Source organism: Streptomyces sp. NPDC087906 (assembly GCF_055584925.1).
Genome location: NZ_JBVJLC010000005.1, coordinates 287439 through 302783 on the forward strand (window position 1 = coordinate 287439; position 15345 = coordinate 302783).

15 protein-coding genes and 1 pseudogene are annotated in these 15345 nt (G+C 69.7%); 7 read left to right on the top strand and 9 right to left on the bottom strand.

Annotated elements, in window-relative coordinates:
- Nucleotides 1-103 precede the first annotated feature (103 nt).
- Together ACZ63I_RS17470 and ACZ63I_RS17475 are read left to right on the top strand one after the other, a co-directional pair.
- Nucleotides 104-493, top strand: a pseudogene (locus tag ACZ63I_RS17470) (YybH family protein); the annotation flags it as partial.
- A 45-nt stretch (nt 494-538) separates the two neighbouring features.
- Nucleotides 539-946: a YybH family protein gene (locus ACZ63I_RS17475; RefSeq protein ID WP_469339947.1), complete on the top strand. Its 408-nt coding sequence runs from the start codon at nt 539-541 to the stop codon at nt 944-946.
- Nucleotides 947-988: 42 nt separating this feature from the next.
- Here ACZ63I_RS17475 and ACZ63I_RS17480 read toward each other — a convergent pair whose 3' ends face one another.
- Both ACZ63I_RS17480 and ACZ63I_RS17485 read right to left on the bottom strand, forming a co-directional pair.
- Entirely contained in the window at nt 989-1963 is a 975-nt protein-coding gene (locus tag ACZ63I_RS17480; RefSeq protein ID WP_469339531.1) for an aldo/keto reductase, read from the bottom strand.
- Nucleotides 1964-1992: 29 nt separating this feature from the next.
- A complete protein-coding gene (locus tag ACZ63I_RS17485; RefSeq protein WP_469339533.1) occupies nt 1993-2466 on the bottom strand; it encodes a MarR family winged helix-turn-helix transcriptional regulator in 474 nt (157 codons plus the stop codon).
- A gap of 85 nt (nt 2467-2551) precedes the next feature.
- On the opposite strand from ACZ63I_RS17485, the gene ACZ63I_RS17490 reads away from it, so the two are divergent.
- The 3 genes from ACZ63I_RS17490 (at nt 2552) to ACZ63I_RS17500 (ending at nt 4832) form a co-directional block, all read left to right on the top strand.
- Nucleotides 2552-3451 carry an alpha/beta fold hydrolase gene (locus ACZ63I_RS17490; protein ID WP_469339535.1) on the top strand — a complete coding sequence of 300 codons (900 nt, stop codon included), beginning with the start codon at nt 2552-2554 and terminating at the stop codon, nt 3449-3451.
- A 210-nt stretch (nt 3452-3661) separates the two neighbouring features.
- Nucleotides 3662-3922, top strand: a complete 261-nt coding sequence (locus ACZ63I_RS17495; protein ID WP_469339536.1) for a DUF5133 domain-containing protein — start codon at nt 3662-3664, stop codon at nt 3920-3922.
- Between the two features lie 163 nt (nt 3923-4085).
- Nucleotides 4086-4832 (top strand): SDR family oxidoreductase, encoded by a 747-nt coding sequence (locus tag ACZ63I_RS17500; RefSeq protein WP_469339538.1) that lies wholly within the window; start codon nt 4086-4088, stop codon nt 4830-4832.
- A gap of 93 nt (nt 4833-4925) precedes the next feature.
- On the opposite strand, the gene ACZ63I_RS17505 is transcribed toward ACZ63I_RS17500, so the two are convergent.
- The 5 genes from ACZ63I_RS17505 to ACZ63I_RS17525 form a co-directional block, all read right to left on the bottom strand.
- Nucleotides 4926-5051 carry a hypothetical protein gene (locus ACZ63I_RS17505; RefSeq protein WP_469339540.1) on the bottom strand — a complete coding sequence of 42 codons (126 nt, stop codon included), beginning with the start codon at nt 5049-5051 and terminating at the stop codon, nt 4926-4928.
- Nucleotides 5052-5095: 44 nt separating this feature from the next.
- The gene (locus tag ACZ63I_RS17510; RefSeq protein WP_469339541.1) at nt 5096-8392 is read right to left on the bottom strand and encodes an RHS repeat-associated core domain-containing protein; all 3297 of its coding nucleotides are present in this window, start codon (nt 8390-8392) and stop codon (nt 5096-5098) included.
- Between the two features lie 148 nt (nt 8393-8540).
- Complete coding sequence (locus ACZ63I_RS17515) at nt 8541-9077, bottom strand: hypothetical protein (protein WP_469339543.1); 537 nt, start codon at nt 9075-9077, stop codon at nt 8541-8543.
- A 351-nt stretch (nt 9078-9428) separates the two neighbouring features.
- Complete coding sequence (locus ACZ63I_RS17520) at nt 9429-10613, bottom strand: zinc-dependent alcohol dehydrogenase (RefSeq protein ID WP_469339544.1); 1185 nt, start codon at nt 10611-10613, stop codon at nt 9429-9431.
- Nucleotides 10614-10756: 143 nt separating this feature from the next.
- A complete protein-coding gene (locus tag ACZ63I_RS17525; protein WP_469339546.1) occupies nt 10757-11326 on the bottom strand; it encodes a TetR/AcrR family transcriptional regulator in 570 nt (189 codons plus the stop codon).
- 113 nt (nt 11327-11439) lie between these two features.
- On the opposite strand from ACZ63I_RS17525, the gene ACZ63I_RS17530 reads away from it, so the two are divergent.
- On the top strand, nt 11440-12966 hold the full coding sequence (locus tag ACZ63I_RS17530) for an MFS transporter (RefSeq protein WP_469339548.1): 1527 nt from the start codon (nt 11440-11442) through the stop codon (nt 12964-12966).
- 102 nt (nt 12967-13068) lie between these two features.
- On the opposite strand, the gene ACZ63I_RS17535 is transcribed toward ACZ63I_RS17530, so the two are convergent.
- Both ACZ63I_RS17535 and ACZ63I_RS17540 read right to left on the bottom strand, forming a co-directional pair.
- Entirely contained in the window at nt 13069-13704 is a 636-nt protein-coding gene (locus ACZ63I_RS17535) for an NADPH-dependent F420 reductase (protein ID WP_469339550.1), read from the bottom strand.
- Between the two features lie 33 nt (nt 13705-13737).
- Complete coding sequence (locus ACZ63I_RS17540) at nt 13738-14472, bottom strand: SDR family NAD(P)-dependent oxidoreductase (RefSeq protein ID WP_469339551.1); 735 nt, start codon at nt 14470-14472, stop codon at nt 13738-13740.
- A 144-nt stretch (nt 14473-14616) separates the two neighbouring features.
- Between ACZ63I_RS17540 and ACZ63I_RS17545 the strand changes: the two genes are divergently transcribed.
- Nucleotides 14617-15240 carry a TetR/AcrR family transcriptional regulator gene (locus tag ACZ63I_RS17545; protein WP_469339552.1) on the top strand — a complete coding sequence of 208 codons (624 nt, stop codon included), beginning with the start codon at nt 14617-14619 and terminating at the stop codon, nt 15238-15240.
- Nucleotides 15241-15345: the final 105 nt, after the last annotated feature.

Genomic DNA, 15345 nt, shown 5'->3' on the forward strand with positions numbered 1-15345 from the left:
GAGTTTGGCGGCAGCCGGGAGTCTGCATGAGCAGACGGGTCGAACGCGCGCCCGCAGGCGCGTCGCGCAGCGGCGCCGACCGGAGAGGACAGCGAACGTGACCATGCCCGAGGACGAAGAGCAGATCCGCGCCCTGATCGAGCGGTGGGCCGTTGCCGTGCACCAGAGCGACATGAGCGGTGTCCTGGCGGACCACTCCGACGACATCGTCATGTTCGACGTCCCACCGCCGTACGAGGGCGTCCACGGCATCGACGCCTACCGCGAGACATGGCCGCCCTTCTTCGAGTGGCAGGCGCAGGACGCCGTGTTCGAGATCGAGTCGCTGGACATCACCGCAGGGGACGAGGTGGCCTTCGCCCACGCCCTGCTGCGCTGCGGGACGCCGAAAGACCTCGCCGAGCAGCCGGCGAACCGGCTGCGGCTCACTCTCGGGCTGCGCAAGGAAGACGGCCGGTGGATCGTGGCTCACGAGCACCACTCGTTCCCCCACACCGGCGACGGGGAGACGGCAACCGCCCCCGCCGCCGAGCACGAGGTGCAGGCGGTCCACCAGCAGTGGTTCGACGGCACCGCCGCCAAGGACCTGGACGGGCTGATGTCCCACATCGCCGAGGACGTCGTCTCGTACGAGCACAGCGAGCCGCTTCAACACCTCGATCTGCGCAGCATCCGAGAAGAGTGCGAGCGCGGGCTCGAAGCGACGGCCGGAACCGTCGAGTGGGACGTCCCGGACCTCAGGATCCTGGTACGGGAGGACATCGCCGTCGCCTGGGGCCTCAACCGTATGCGGGCGGAGCAGCCTGACGGCGAGAGCGCCGAAAGCTGGTCACGGGGCACGCGGGTGTTCCAGCGGAGAGGCGGCGAGTGGCTGATGATCCACCAGCACGTCTCCTTCCCCTTCGACCCGGAGACCGGCCAGGCGAAAACCGATCTCCGCCCGTAGTCCGTCGTTCGTCGCCCGCAGTCCGTCGCCCGACGGGTCCGGTCAGCGCTCCATCATGCGCAGGCCGGCCTCGTCGTGGGTGGCGCCGGCGGCCGGGGGGAGGCTGGTGAGGGCGGCGAGTTGCGCCTCGCTGAGGTGGACCTCGTCGGCCGCGGTGTTCTCCTCCACCCTGGCCACCCGCTTGGTGCCGGGGATGGGTGCGATGTCCTCGCCCTGGGCCAGCAGCCAGGCCAGGGCGACTTGGGCCGGGGTGGCGCCGATCTCCCCCGCCACGGCGGCGACTTGGTCGGCCAGTCGCAGGTTGTGCCGGAAGTTCTCCTCGGTGAACCGGGGATTGCCGGCGCGGAAGTCGGTGGGGTCGAACGCGTCGGTGGAGCGGACCGTACCGGTCAGGAAGCCGCGTCCCAGCGGCGAGAAGGGTACGAAGCCGATGTTCAACTCGCGCAGCACCGGCAGGACTCGGGCCTCGGGGTCGCGGGTGAACAGCGAGTACTCGGACTGCACGGCGGTGACGGGGTGGACGGCGTGCGCGCGGCGGATGGTGTCGGGGCCCGCCTCGGACAGACCGATGTGCCGGATCTTGCCTTCGGTGACCAGGTCGGCCAGGGCGCCGACCGTGTCCTCGATCGGTGTGCCGGGGTCGACGCGGTGCTGGTAGTACAGGTCGATGTAGTCGGTGCCCAGCCGCGTGAGGGAGCCCTCAACCGCCTTGCGGATGCCGGCCGGACTGCTGTCCGTGCCGCCCTCGCGGCCGGTGTGGGAGATCAGGCCGAACTTGGTCGCCAGCACGACGCCCGCCCGGCGGCCCTTCAGGGCGCGGCCGACCAACTCCTCGTTGGTGTAAGGGCCGTAGACCTCGGCGGTGTCGAGGAAGGTGACGCCCAGTTCGAGAGCACGGTGGATGGTACGGACGGACTCGGCGTCGTCGCTTCCGGCGCCGGTGTAGCCGTGGGACATACCCATCGCGCCGAGGCCGATCCGGGCCACGTCCAGGTCACGCAGTGCGATGTGCTTCATTCGCTTCGCCTCTCCTCGTAGAACCGCTGCTACACCTCGGGGTCGCGCGCGATCCAGCCCGGCGAGTCGAGCCGGATCGCGGCGTCCCCGACGAGTGACCGGAGCGTTTTCTCGACCGCGGCGAGTGCGGCCGGGCCCACCTGCTTCTCCCACTCCGCACGCATCTCGTCGAAGATCGCTTCGCCCTCCCGCAGCATCGCGAGTCCGCGCTCGGTGACGCGCAGCCGCGTCCGCCGGCGGTCGGCCGGGTCCGGTTGGCGCGCCACGAAGTCGCGCTCCTCCAGCGCGGCGATCGTCTTCGCCGCCGCCTGTCTCGTCACCGACATCCGGCGGGCGAGTTCGGTGGCGCTGTCGGCGCCGGACAGGATCGAGTGGAGGGCGAAGTCGTGCACCGGCCGTACGTCCTCGTACCCGCGCTCGGCAAGCTCGGCGGTCGCTCGATCCGCCAGCGTTCGGAAGCCTGCGAGCAGGAGCAGCGCGAGATCAGCGCCTGATCTGGACATGCGGCCAGCATACGACCACCTTTGACAAGAGCAACCTGGTTGCCTATCTTGGTAAGCAACCAGGTTGCCTATTTAGGAGCTTCCCATGACCACCGTCACGCCCGCCGGCGCCACCCTTCCCGGCGTCACGCACCACCTCGCCGACCTCAACGGAACGCGCCTGCACTACGTCTCCGCCGGCACCGACGGCTCTCCGATCCTGCTGGTGCACGGCTGGCCGGAGACCTGGTGGGCGTTCCGCAAGCTGATCCCGCTGCTCGCGCCGACCCATCGGGTCTTCGCCGTCGACCTCCGCGGGTTCGGCGACTCCGGCAACGCCGACACCGAGTACGGCGAGGCGGCCTCGGCCGAGGACCTGCACCGTCTCGTCGCATACATCGGCGCGGGCCCCGTCCACCTCCTCTGCCAGGACATCAGCGGCGGCACCGGCTTCCGCTTCGCGGCGACGCACCCCGAGGACGTCATCAGCTTCACCGGGGTCGAGACGACCCTGGCCGGCTTCGGATTCGAGGCTCTCGCCGACGTGAACAACCACGGTTCCTGGCATGTCGGCTTCCTCGGCGCCCCGGGCATCGCCGGAATGCTCCTTCCTGGCCATGAGCGGGAGTTGCTGACCGACTGGGCCTTCCCGCTGATGAACGGGACGGCGGGCGCCATCGGCGAGGACGACGTCGACGAGTTCGTACGGAGCTACGCGCGCCCGAACGCCTGGCGGGGCACGGAGGGCCTGTACCGAGGCGTCCTCACCGACCGGGGCGCGACCAAGGCGCTGGCCGACGCGCACCCGATCACCGCGCCGGTACTGACCGTTGAGGCCGCCGGCCATGGCGGCATCACCGAGTCGACCTTCCGTCAGGTGAGCGCCGGCGAGGTCACCGCCGTACAACTCGACGGAGTCGGCCACCTCGTCGCGCAGGAAGCTCCTGACGCACTCGCGGCCGCCCTCCTGGAGTTCACGGGAAGCGTCGACGACGGGCGGGCCTGACCACCGGCCAGGACAGGTCACCTCGACGAGTGAGGCCGGACACACTCGCGCGTATCCGGGGCCGATGCGGGTACATGCCGGAACACATCACGCAATGACGCGCGAAGCGAAGCGATGCCGCGCGACCGAGCAGCAGCAATCGACGGGCGAATACCCGTCCCGCCGCTGGGCGCCGGCCCCGAAGTGACCATTGAACGTGAGGAAAGTGCCGTGCTGACACCCCACCCTCAGGACCTCCGAGTGGCCCTGGCTCGCTACGCCGACGCCCGCATCGCGGACGACCGCCACCCCACCGACGCCACCGCCCGCGCGGTCGAGGACGCCACGTACACCCTCTGCGTCATGACCGGCACCAAGGACATCCCGCAGGCCCTCAGCGCCGCCGACGCATGGCTCGGCCGGCAGAGCGCTTCGCTCCGCTCCAGCCGTCACGCGGTGCCCGCCCCGGGCAGCAGCCTGCAGACCACCTGACCGGAGAAGATCATCCGCGGTTCCGAGTGAGCGTGGGCGTTGCCTGTCACAGATGAGACGGCTGTTCTGTCTCTCCTTGTGCAACGCCCATGCGATCGGTGCGTACGAAGCCCGCGCCGCAAGGCGGCGGGCCGCACCGCGAAACGCTCCGGAAGGAACCCTGATGAAGATCGTCGTAATCGGTGGAACCGGCCTCATCGGCTCGAAGGTGGTCGCCCAGCTCGGCGAGAACGGTCACGAGGCGGTCCCCGCCTCGCCGAACACGGGGGTCAACACACTCACCGGTGAGGGGCTGGCCGGCGCTCTCGCCGGAGCCTCGGTCGTCGTCGACGTGTCGAACTCCCCGTCGTTCGACGACGACGCCGTCATGGAGTTCTTCCGCGTCTCCACCACCAACGTACTCAAGGCCGAGGCGGACGCCGGGGTGAGGCACCACGTCGCCCTCTCCGTCGTCGGTACCGACCGCCTGCAGCAGAGCGGCTACTTCCGCGCCAAGCAGCTCCAGGAAGACATGATCAAGGACGCGGGCCTGCCGTACACGATCGTGCACGCCACGCAGTTCTTCGAGTTCGCGAAGAGCCTCGCCGACTCGGCGACCGAAGGCGACACGGTCACCGTCGCGCCCATCCAGATCCAGCCCATCCACTCGGGCGACGTGGCTGCCGCCGTGAGCCGCGCGGCCGTCGGTGAACCCGTCAACGGCACGGTGGAGGCGGCCGGTCCCGACGTCTTCGAGCTGGCGGACTTCATCCGGCAGGGCCTCGCCGTCAAGAACGACCCCCGTACCGTGCTGACGGACCCGCACGGCCTCTACTGGGGCGCGGAACTCAAGCCGTCCGACCTCCTCCCCGGCCCCGGCGCGCACATCGCCGCGACCCGCTTCGCGCAGTGGAGTGCGCAGCAGCGGTAGCTGTATCGGAGCGTCGACGCGCCAGGCCGCCCGGCCGGGATCACACCGGCCGGGCGGCGAGTGCCACACGTCTTCCGTGGCCCGCGGGTGGTGCTACCTCTTGCGCGCCTTGCTCACCAGGAACGCCACCCCGACGATGACGACCAAGGCGATGGCAATGATCCAGAAGGACGGGGTGCCCTGCCCGGCTCCCTTGGCCAGGAAGTGACCGTATGGCATGTTCTTCTCCTGTCGCTCGTCACTGTTTGTCGGTATCCGGTTGTCTAGTTCAGGACACTGCTCGCGGCCTTCTCGCCCAGTTCGCCCGCGCCGTATCCGACGCCGAAGCAGGTGGCGCCGACCGCCAGCCCGCCCACGCCCGCCGTCGGTGCGCTGACGGCGGCGGCGACCGCGCCGCACGCGGCCTCGGCGGCGGCGCCTGCCGCCATGCCGACGGCCGAGGCCAGCGCGTCCTTGTAGTTGCCCTCGGACACGTCCTTGGCGATGCTGGCGATGTCGTAGAGGTCGAAGGCCTTGCCGACCCCGTCGAAGAAGGCCAGCCCGGTCGGGTCGATCCGGTTGACCGGGTCGGCGCCGGCGTAGAGGTAGGCGTTGTCCTCCTTGCCCGAGGGGTCGGGCTGGGAGAACCGGCCGAGGTTGGGGTCGTAGTAGCGGGCGCCCGTCTTGTACAGCCCCGACGGGTCCAGGTAGGTGCCGGTGTAGCGGTAGGGCTGCGACGTGCCGGTGTTGGTGCGCGGCTCGCCGTAGGGACCGTAGGAGTACGTGGCGGTGCGCTTGCCCGTCGCGTCGACCAGGCCGATGACGGAGCCCTGGACGTCGGTCAGGTAGTACTGGCTGCTCCCCCCGGTCCTCATGGCCACCAGAGTGCCCGAGGGTTCGCGGACGAAACCGGTACTGGCGCCGGCCGCGCTCTGGTTGCTCAGCCCGACCGCCGCGTTGGTGAAGGTGGTCGTGTCGCGGGTCAGGCGCTGGGTGTTGTCGGTGCCGGCGTAGGTCTGGTTCGTGGTCGCGCCGGACTGGGTGTAGGCGCCGAGCTGGGTGAAGGGGGTCCACGTCCCGCCAGTGCGGGTACCGGTGGGGCTGGCGGCGCTCGTCTCGTTGCCGGCGCCGTCGTAGGAGAAGCCGGTGTTGCCGTTGAAGGAGGTCAGCTCGCCCGCGTCGTTGTACTCCGCCTTCTGGGTGGCGTCGTCGCAGCTCGCGGGCAGACTGGTGCCGGATGAGCGGCCGGTGCGGTTGCCCGCCTTGTCGTAGCAGTAGGCCCAACCGGCGGTCGTGGTACCGCTCTTGGTCTCCACGGCCTTGGTGAGACGGCCGGCGGTGTCGTAGGTGTAGGCGGTGGCGGCACCGTCCGCTGTGCGCTTGCGGATCTTGTCGGTGTCCTTGCCCGCGCTCGCGTAGTCGTACGAGATCGAGGACAGGGTCGTCGTACCCGACACGGCCTCGATCTTCGTGGCCCGGCCTGAGTCGTCGGGGGTGACGGTCTGGGTGGTGCCACCGGGGAAGGTGGTCTTGGTGCGCTCACCGTTGTTGTTGTAGGCGTACGTGGTCTTCGCGCCGCCCGGTTCGGTGACGGAGGTGAGCTGGTTGGCGTCGTCGTAGCCGTAGGTCACCGTGCCGCCGGAGTCGGTCGCGGTGGCCAGGTTGCCGGTGGCGTCGTAGGTGATCGACGTGGCCGGGGTGCCGGGCAGGGTGCGGGTGCGTTCCCGGTTCTGCTCGTCGTAGCCGAACGTCGACGTGCCGGCCGGGGTGGTACGGGTCTTGAGGTTGCCGTCGGCGTCGTAGGTGTAGGCGGCGGTGGTCGAACCGGCGGTCTGGGTCTTGACCCGGTCGCGGTTGTCGTAGGTGTAGGTGGTGGTGATGCCGCGGCCGTCGGTCACCGTCTTCTGGCGGCCGAGGTCGTCGAAGGTGTACGTGCTCGGCTTGAGCGGGCTCGGCGGGGTGACCTTCGTCAGGTTGCCCGCGGAGTCGTACGCGTAACTGGTCTTCTTCTCCCGCGGGTCGGTGGCGGTGCAGCGCTGGCCGGGCAGGCCGCCGCACGTCATCGTCCCCGTCTTGGGGTTGTAGGTGTACGTCCACTTCGCGGCGGTGCCGCCGGAGGTGGAGTCCTGGGAGGTGAGCAGGTTGCCGGAGGTGTCGTAGCCGTTGGTGGTCTTCTCCGCCGAGGCGGAGGTCGCCGTCTCGGGGAAGTAGCCGCTGCCCTTCTTCACCCAGGTCGCCGTGGCGGAGGCGCCGGTCGGGATGGCGACGGAGGCCGGGTTGAAGGCCGAGTCGTACGTGTAGCTGGTGACGTTGCCGTCCTGGGGCGAGGCGCCCATCGCGTCGGTGGCGGTGGCGATGTCGTTGTCCGGGCCCCAGGACTTCGAGCGCTTGTGCCCGAGGGGATCCTCGGTCTTCTTGGTGCGCCAGTAGCCGTCGACCGTCTTGAGGGTGTTCTTCCCCCGCGGGTCGGTGATCTGGACGAAGCCTTCGGTTTCGGTGTTCTCCGGGCCCAACAGCCAAGTGAACACGGTGGTGTTGCCCGCCCCGGTGGCGTTGTTGACCACGCGGGTGAGGGAGGCGACCTTGGCGCTGTCCCAGGTGAACTTCGTCTGCCGCCCCTCCGCCGTCGTCACCTTGGTGAGGCGGTTGGAGGAGTCGTAGTCGAACGTGGTGGTCCTGGAGTCGGCGTCGGTGAAGGTCTTGATCAGGTCACCGGAGTAGGTGTAGCCGATCGACCGGCCGGTGTTGTCGGCGACCTTGGTGATGTGGGTGCCGTCGTTGGTGAAGGTCAGTGTGCGCCCCGACGCCGCGGTGATCTTGGAGGTGAAGCTGCCGGAGTAGGTGACCGTGGTGGCGTTGCCGTTCTTGTCCTCCACCTTCGACACCCGCGCGGCCCCGGTGGTGCCGGAGCGGGTGAAGGTGGTCTTCTCCCCGTTGCGGCGGCTCGTGAGGGTGAAGGACTTCTTGTCCGAGGCTTCGGTCAGGTCCTGCTTGTAGCCCTTGGCGGGGGTGAAGCCCGAGCCGTCGCGGGCGAAGACGGCGACGGTGCCGGACGGGCCCTCGACGGAGACTCCGTCGGGAGTGGGTTCCTCCACGTGCAGGTCGGCGCCCGAAGTGGCGTTCCAGCCGACGCTGTTGAGGCTGTTGAAGGTGTTGCCGTAGGACAGTCCCGGGCCGCCGTCGGCGATGTCGAAACCCCCGACGGTCAGGAGCAGGTTGCCGTTGCCGTAGTTGACCTGGGCGCTGACACCGTCGGAGAGCTGGGCGGAGAAGAAGTCGGACCAGGGGACCTGGCCGATGCCGAGGGCGTAGAAGCCGGGGTCGGCCGCGGCGGACTCCACCACCGGCCGGCCGGCGGTTCCCACCGCCTTCAGCGGGGTGCTCGCCGTCGCCCTCGTCACCCCCAGCGGCGAGGGCTTCGGCTTGGCCGTCGCGCTCGGCGCGGCCGGCGCCTCGACCGCACGCGGAGCCGCGACGGGCCGGGCGTTCGCGGGCAGGGCGGCGGTCATGGTGGCCGTCGCGGTGACCACGGTCAGGACGGACAGCGGCAGCCAGTGTCTGCGGCGCCGCATTGCGGGCATGCGAGGATGCATGAAGGTCTCTCCGATGCGTGAGATGGCGAAGGAGCAGGACCTACTGGGGCGGCACCCCTGCACGGGTGCCGCCCCGCCCTGTTCCTCGCGGGAAGTGATGTGAAAGACGGCGTACGGAAAGCCTGGTGACGGATCGTCAGCAGCGCTTGGACGTACGGGTGCTGAGCGGCGCGGGGTACCCCGGGATGTTGATCGTCCCGTCGGCGGAGGTGCACTCGTCGCCCGTGTCGGCCGCGTCGCTCCAGAACTCCTGCGCGTGGGTGTTGATCACCACGCGCTCACCGACCAGGGCGCCGCGCTCGTACGCCCACACGCCGACCGTCAGGTTGAAGTTGGTGTTCTGGTCCAGGAAGGACTTCCAGGCCCAGACGTAGCCGTAGTTCCTGTCGCAGCTCGGTGAGTAGAACTGCTTGACCGAGGCGATCGTCTCCGTACCCCGGTAGATGTACTCCGTCGTACCGATCTGGGCGGCGTCCGCACACACCTCCGCCGCCTTCGCCGCGGCACTGAGCGGATTGCCGGCCTCCGTACCCGCCGCCCCCGCCGCGGCGTTCGCGGCCCGCTGCTGCGGCGTCGGCGCCGGTCCTGTGCCCGCCGAAGCCACCCCCGTCCCCAGCAACGACAACGTTGCCCCGGCGACCATCGCCGCCACTGTCATGCGCGCACGTCTCACGTGCACAACCCCCTTGAACAGCGTGCGCCCGGTCACCCCGGAACGGGCCCGGGTAACGCACACATTGGAAGGCGCACCGGCCGGTGCGCCTTCCAATCCTCTCCGCAAGCCCCGCCGGAACGGCAAATTCCATCGGGATCACTACACCCTGTACATCTTATGACGCAACGTCACCCCACGGATTCGACGAACGCCCCCCTTTGCATCAGCGGCAAAAACGAAGCCTCGCCTCGCATCCCCAAGCCGCCAACGCGCATGGCTGACCAATGCGCAAGACGGGCCGTCAGGTGTGATGTACGCAACATGCATGACACTCCGCCAGGCGGGCACTCGTAGCAGTTTGCTCACGCCTCACGGCGTGAAGAGCACCTTGACCGCGCCGTCCTGCTTCTGCTGGAACATCTTGTACGCCTCCGGCGCCTGACTCAGCGGCAGCCGGTGCGTGGCGAAGTCGTCCACACCCAGCGGATCGCTGTCCGTGAGCAGGGGGAGGATGTCGTCCACCCAGCGCCATACGTTGGCCTGGCCCATGCGGAGCTGGATCTGCTTGTCGAACATGGTCAGCAGCGGCAGCGGGTCGGCCGCGCCTCCGTAGACGCCGGAGAGGGAGATGGTGCCGCCGCGGCGGACCAGGTCGATGGCCAGGTAGAGCGCGGAGAGGCGGTCCACGCCGGCGCGCTGCATCAGCTTGGCGGCGAACGCGTCGGGGAGCAGCGAGGTCAGTTGCTGCATGCCCTTGGCGATCGGAGCACCGTGCGCCTCCATCCCGACGGCGTCGATGACGGAGTCGGGCCCGCGCCCGCCGGTGAGGTCCCGTACGGCGTCGGTGATCTTGTCGCCGTACTCGTTGAGGTCGAGCGTGTGGACGCCGCGGGCCCGGGCGCGCCGGAGCCGCTCAGGTACCAGGTCGATGCCGATGACCTTTTCCGCGCCGCGGTGCAGCGCGATGCGGGTGCTCATGTCTCCGATCGGCCCGAGGCCCAGGACGGCCACCGTGCCGCCCGGCGGCACCGCCGCGTACTCCACCGCCTGCCACGCGGTCGGCAGGACGTCGGACAGGTAGACGAACCGGTCGTCCGAGGGGCCCGGAGGTACGGCGATGGGCAGCGTGTTCCCGAAGGGGACGCGCAGGTACTCGGCCTGGCCGCCGGGCACGTGGCCGTAGAGCTTGGTGTATCCGAAGAGGGAGGCGCCGGTGCCGTGTTCATGGACCTGGGTCGTCTCGCACTGGGACTGGAGCCCCTGCTCGCACATGAAGCAGGTGCCGCACGAGACGTTGAAGGGCACGACCACGCGGTCGCCCACCCGCACCGCCGTGACCTCGGCGCCGACTTCTTCGACGATCCCCATCGGCTCGTGGCCCAGAATGTCGCCGGCGTCGAGGAACGGGCCGAAGACCTCGTACAGGTGCAGATCAGAGCCGCACAGACCGGTGGTCGTCACCTTGACGATCACATCTGTCGGGTCCTGGATGACGGGATCGGGAACCGTCTCCACCCGCACGTCGCCCTTGCCCTGCCAGGTCAGTGCCCTCATCGTGCCTCCGTCGTCGCGTGGTCCCGCGGCCGTTTCGCGCTCGGCCCGGCGTTTTCTCCGTCTGGCCCGTCCTACCGGCTTCATGTCGGTACGACGTCCCGACGACACGTCGGAGGAGGTGGAACAGATGTGCGGCGCGGAGGTCAGGTGCCGCTCGTGTGCAGTCCGGCGAGTGCCGCGTCGATGATCGGCTGCCGGTATTCCGGGGTGCCGGGGATCTTCGCGATGGCCACCACGAGATCGAGGATCTGGTCGAGGTCGAGATCGGCGGCGATCTGGCCTGCGTCCTGGGCGGCGGAGAGCAGCGGCCGGCCCGCCGCGAGCAACCGGCCCCGGCTGTCGAAGACGGGATCGGTTCTGTCGGTGTGCTCCAGCAGCCCGAGGACGACCGGCCGCTTGGTGGTGACGTACTGGAAGAACCGGCGCAGCCAGGTCGTGAGCCTGTCCCCCGGGCTGTCGCCGTCGACCGTCGCGGCGGCGGCGCAGACCTCGTCGACCTCGTCGACGAGCAGCGCCTCCAGGAGTTCGTGGCGGGTCGCGAAGTTCCGGTACAGGGTCGCCGGGCCGACCCCGGACCGCCGGGCGATCTCGGCCATTGACGTCTCGACCGACGTCTTGGCTCCGGTGGCGGCGAAGGCGGTGCGTGCCGCGTCGAGGATCCGCTGGCGGTTGCGGGCGGCGTCGGCCCGTTTGGAGGGCGGCTGGTCAGTCATTCACGCGTCCTTGCATAACGGCCTTGCGTAAGTGGACAGGGTCTCCGTATATTGATGCGGACAGCCTCTCCGTTTCCACCGTAGACTCTATCGAACCTGTTCAAGGATCCGCCATGAGCGCAGCGAACACCCCCGGGCCGACGGCGACGACCGGCCCACCGCGTCCCGTTCACCGCCGGCTGGTGCTGGCGATCTGCTGTCTCAGCGTGTGCGTGACCGGCATCGACCTCACCATCGTCAACGTGGCGCTCCCGTCGATCAGCAAGGACCTGCACGCGTCGGACAGCAGCCTGCAGTGGACGGTCGACGCCTACTCCCTGGTCATGGCCTGCCTGCTCCTGCTGTCCGGCTCGATGGCCGACCGCTTCGGCCGCAAGCGGATGTTCCAGCTCGGGCTGTCGCTGTTCGCCTTCAGTTCGCTGCTCTGCGGCCTGGCGCCCACCGCCGGCTGGCTGATCGCCTTCCGCGGCCTGCAAGCGGTGGGCGGCTCGATGCTCAACCCCGTCGCGATGTCGATCATCGTCAGCGTCTTCACCGACCCCCGGGAACGGGCACGGGCGGTCGGCGTATGGGGCTCGGCGATCGGCGCCACCGTCGCGGCCGGGCCCGTGCTCGGCGGCCTGCTGGTCAGCGGTATCGGCTGGCGGTCGGTGTTCTGGGTCAACGCCCCGATCGGGATCGCCGCCATCCTGCTCACCCGGAGATTCGTCCCCGAGTCCAAGGCCGCCCGCGCCCGCGCCTTCGACCCGCCCGGCCAGGCGCTGATCGTCGTCCTGTTCGCGTCGATCATCGCCGCGACGATCGAGGGCCCCCGCATCGGCTGGGCAGACCCCTGGATCGTCGGGCTGTACGTACTCGCGGCCGTGGCCCTCGCCGGGATCCTCGTCGTCGAGCCCCGGCGCTCCGAGCCACTGATCGACCTGCGGTTCTTCCGCAGCCCTCCGTTCTCCGGCGCGAACACCATCTCCGTGGTGATGTCGGCCGGTCTCGGCGGGTTCCTGTTCCTCAACACCCTCTATCTCCAGGACGCTCGCCACCTCAGCCCCCTGCACGCCGGACTGATGATCATCCCGCTGGCCGTGGGCCAAGCGGTCGCCGCCAACCTCTCCGGGCGGCTCCTCGCTTCCCAGGGCGCCCGCCTCCCCCTCACCCTGGGCGGCGCGCTCCTCGCCGTCGGCGGCTTCCTCCTCGTCCCCCTGACCGCGCACACCGCGAGCGGCTACCTGCTGGCCGCCTACGCCCTCTTCGGCCTCGGCGCGGGCATGATCACCCCACCGATCACCAACACCGCCGTCTCCGGATTGCCACCCGACCAGGTCGGCGTCGCCGGCGCACTCGCCGCCAGCGCCCGCCAGTTCGGCATCTCCATAGGCGTCGCCGTCACCGGCTCGCTCGTGGCGGGCACCGGCGCCGACTTCATCAACTCAAGCCGCACCGCCTGGGCCGTCCTCGGAAGCTGCGGCCTCGTCGCACTCGCGCTCGGCGCCGTCTCCACCAGCACCTGGGCCAAAACCGCCGCAACCCGCAACGGCCGACGCCTCACCACCCCGCCGATCCCCGAACGCGGCGTCACCGAACCGCCTCCGGTTCCTGGGCCTCCGATTGGTGGGCCTCCGGTTGGTGGGAGGTGGCGGCCATGACCCTGTCGATGGTGAGGATGGGCAGGACCACTGACGACCCGCATGAGGTGAAACACGCGCTTGAAGCACGTGACGCACAGCGGGGGCTCCTCAGCCGTTTGCTCAGACCGGAAGTTGGGTGATGCCGAGGGCGAAGTCCAGGTTCCCCACTCCGTTGTTGGCGAGGCCCACCGTGACCAAGCCCGCTCCTTCCAGCCAGTGCGCCATCTTCAGGCCGCCGACGTCCAGCGGGCGCAGTCCGAGGCTCTCGACGAACGCCTCCACGCGTGCTTTGGCCCGTGCGTTGTCGCCGGCGATGAAGACGTCGGGCCGCCCCTTCTCCAGGACATGGCGGAAGACGGTGTTGAACGCCTTTACCACACTGGCACCGGCAGGGGCCGCCTTGGCGACTTCCTGCGCGATCGAGGTCTCCTCGCGGTGGGCCAGCCCGTCGAACGTGGCATTGAAGGGATTGCTGATGTCGACGATGACTTTGCCCGCGAGGGCGTCTCCGTACTGGGTGACCACGGGCACGACTCCGTCGTACAGCAGGGCCACGATGACGATGTCCCCGGCCGGGGCGGTGCCCCATTCTCCTGCCGTGGCGCCGCCGCCGAGGGCCTTGGCCAGGTCGGCGGCCTTGGACTGATCGCGGCCCATGACCTCGACGGTGTTGCCGCCCGCTGTTGCCCGCGCGCCGATGGTGCGGGCCATGTTCCCGGTGCCGATGATGCTGATGCTGATGCTGATGCTGCTCATGATGTGTCCTGCCCTGGTGGTGTGATGTCCGGTTCAGATGGCGGTGGTGCCGCCGTCGGCGACGAGTTCCATGCCGTTGACGTAGCTGGAGTCGTCGGAGGCGAGGAAGAGGGCGGCGGTGGCGATTTCGTCGGGGCGGCCCATCTGGCCGCGGGGGATGAGGGATTCGAACTGGCGCTTGGTCGCCTCGTCGAAGAGTTCTGCCTGCTTGGCGGTGGCGACCTGGCCCGGCGTCAGGACGTTGACGCGGATGCGGCGGTCCTTCAGCTCGTTGAGCCAGACCCGGGCCCAGGCCTGCTGGACGGCCTTGCTGCCGGCGTAGACGCTCCAGCCGGGGAAGGCGCCGAGGGAGGCGTTGGAGCCGGTCATGAGGATGGAGCCGCCGTCGTTGAAGAGCGGGAGGGCCTTCTGGACGGTGAACAGCGTGCCGCGGGCGTTGAGCCAGAACGCTTCGTGGAAGTGGGCCTCGGTGATCTCGCCGAGCAGGGCGGGCTCGCCCATGCCGGCGCTGGCCCACAGCACGTCGATGCTTCCCTTCTCCCGCTTGACCGTGTCGTACAGGCGGTCCAGGTCGTCCAGGTCGGCGGCGTCACCCTGGACGCCGGTGACGTTGCGGCCGATCTGCTGCACGGCCTCGTCCAGCGCGTCCTGGCGGCGGCCGGTGAGGAAGACGTGCGCTCCCTCGTCGACGAACAGCTTCGCGCCGGCCAGCGCCATGCCGGTGGTGCCGCCGGTGATGACCGCTACCTTGCCGTCGAGCTTTCCCATGGTCGCTCCCTTGGGTCGGTGGTGCCGTGTGCACCTGGGGTGACGGCTTTAAGTACACCGCCCTGTGTGCTTACGGTACGGGGCGGGCGACCGGGACGCAAACTATGTACACCGGTCGTTACCAGGCTGAGGTAGGCTGGGCTCATGACAGAGTTGGAGAAGGGCCCCACGGGCCGGCGCCGCGGCCGGGGCGCCCGGGAGCGCATCCTCGGCGCGTCCCAGCAACTGTTCCGCGAGCAGGGCATCAACCGCACCGGCATGGACCAGCTCTGCGCGGCGGCCCAGGTGTCCAAGCGCACGGCCTACCAGCACTTCGCCGGCAAGGACGAACTCGTCGCCGAGTACCTGCGCCGATTCGACCCCTCCGTGCTGTCCGGCGTGTTCGACCGCACCGACCTCACGCCCCGCGAACGGCTCCTCGCCGCCTTCGACGTCCCCTCCACCACTCCCCTGTGCCCCTACATCGGCGCCGCCGTCGAGCTTCACAATCCCGAGCACCCGGCGTCCCAGTACGCACGCGACTACAAGACGGCCGTCGCCGCACGGCTCGCCGACACGGCCCGCGAAGCCGGCGCCGCCGACCCTGAACAGCTCGGCGAGCAGCTCGCACTGCTCATCGACGGCGCCGCGGCCCGCACCCGGGTCCTCAACGCGGACGCCTTCCCCACCGCCGCCGCCATCGCCGCGGTCCTCATCGACAACGCCATCCCCGCCATCCCCGCCGCAGCCGGCGACGACGACCGGCGGCGGGAGGACGTGCCGAGTTGACTCGGCACTCCGCGGCGGGGCTTGGCGCGCTGCGCGAGCCACGCGGGCAAACGGTTCGCGGGGGCGGCTCGCCTGCCGACATCGGCTGCTGTGATTCGCCAGGTG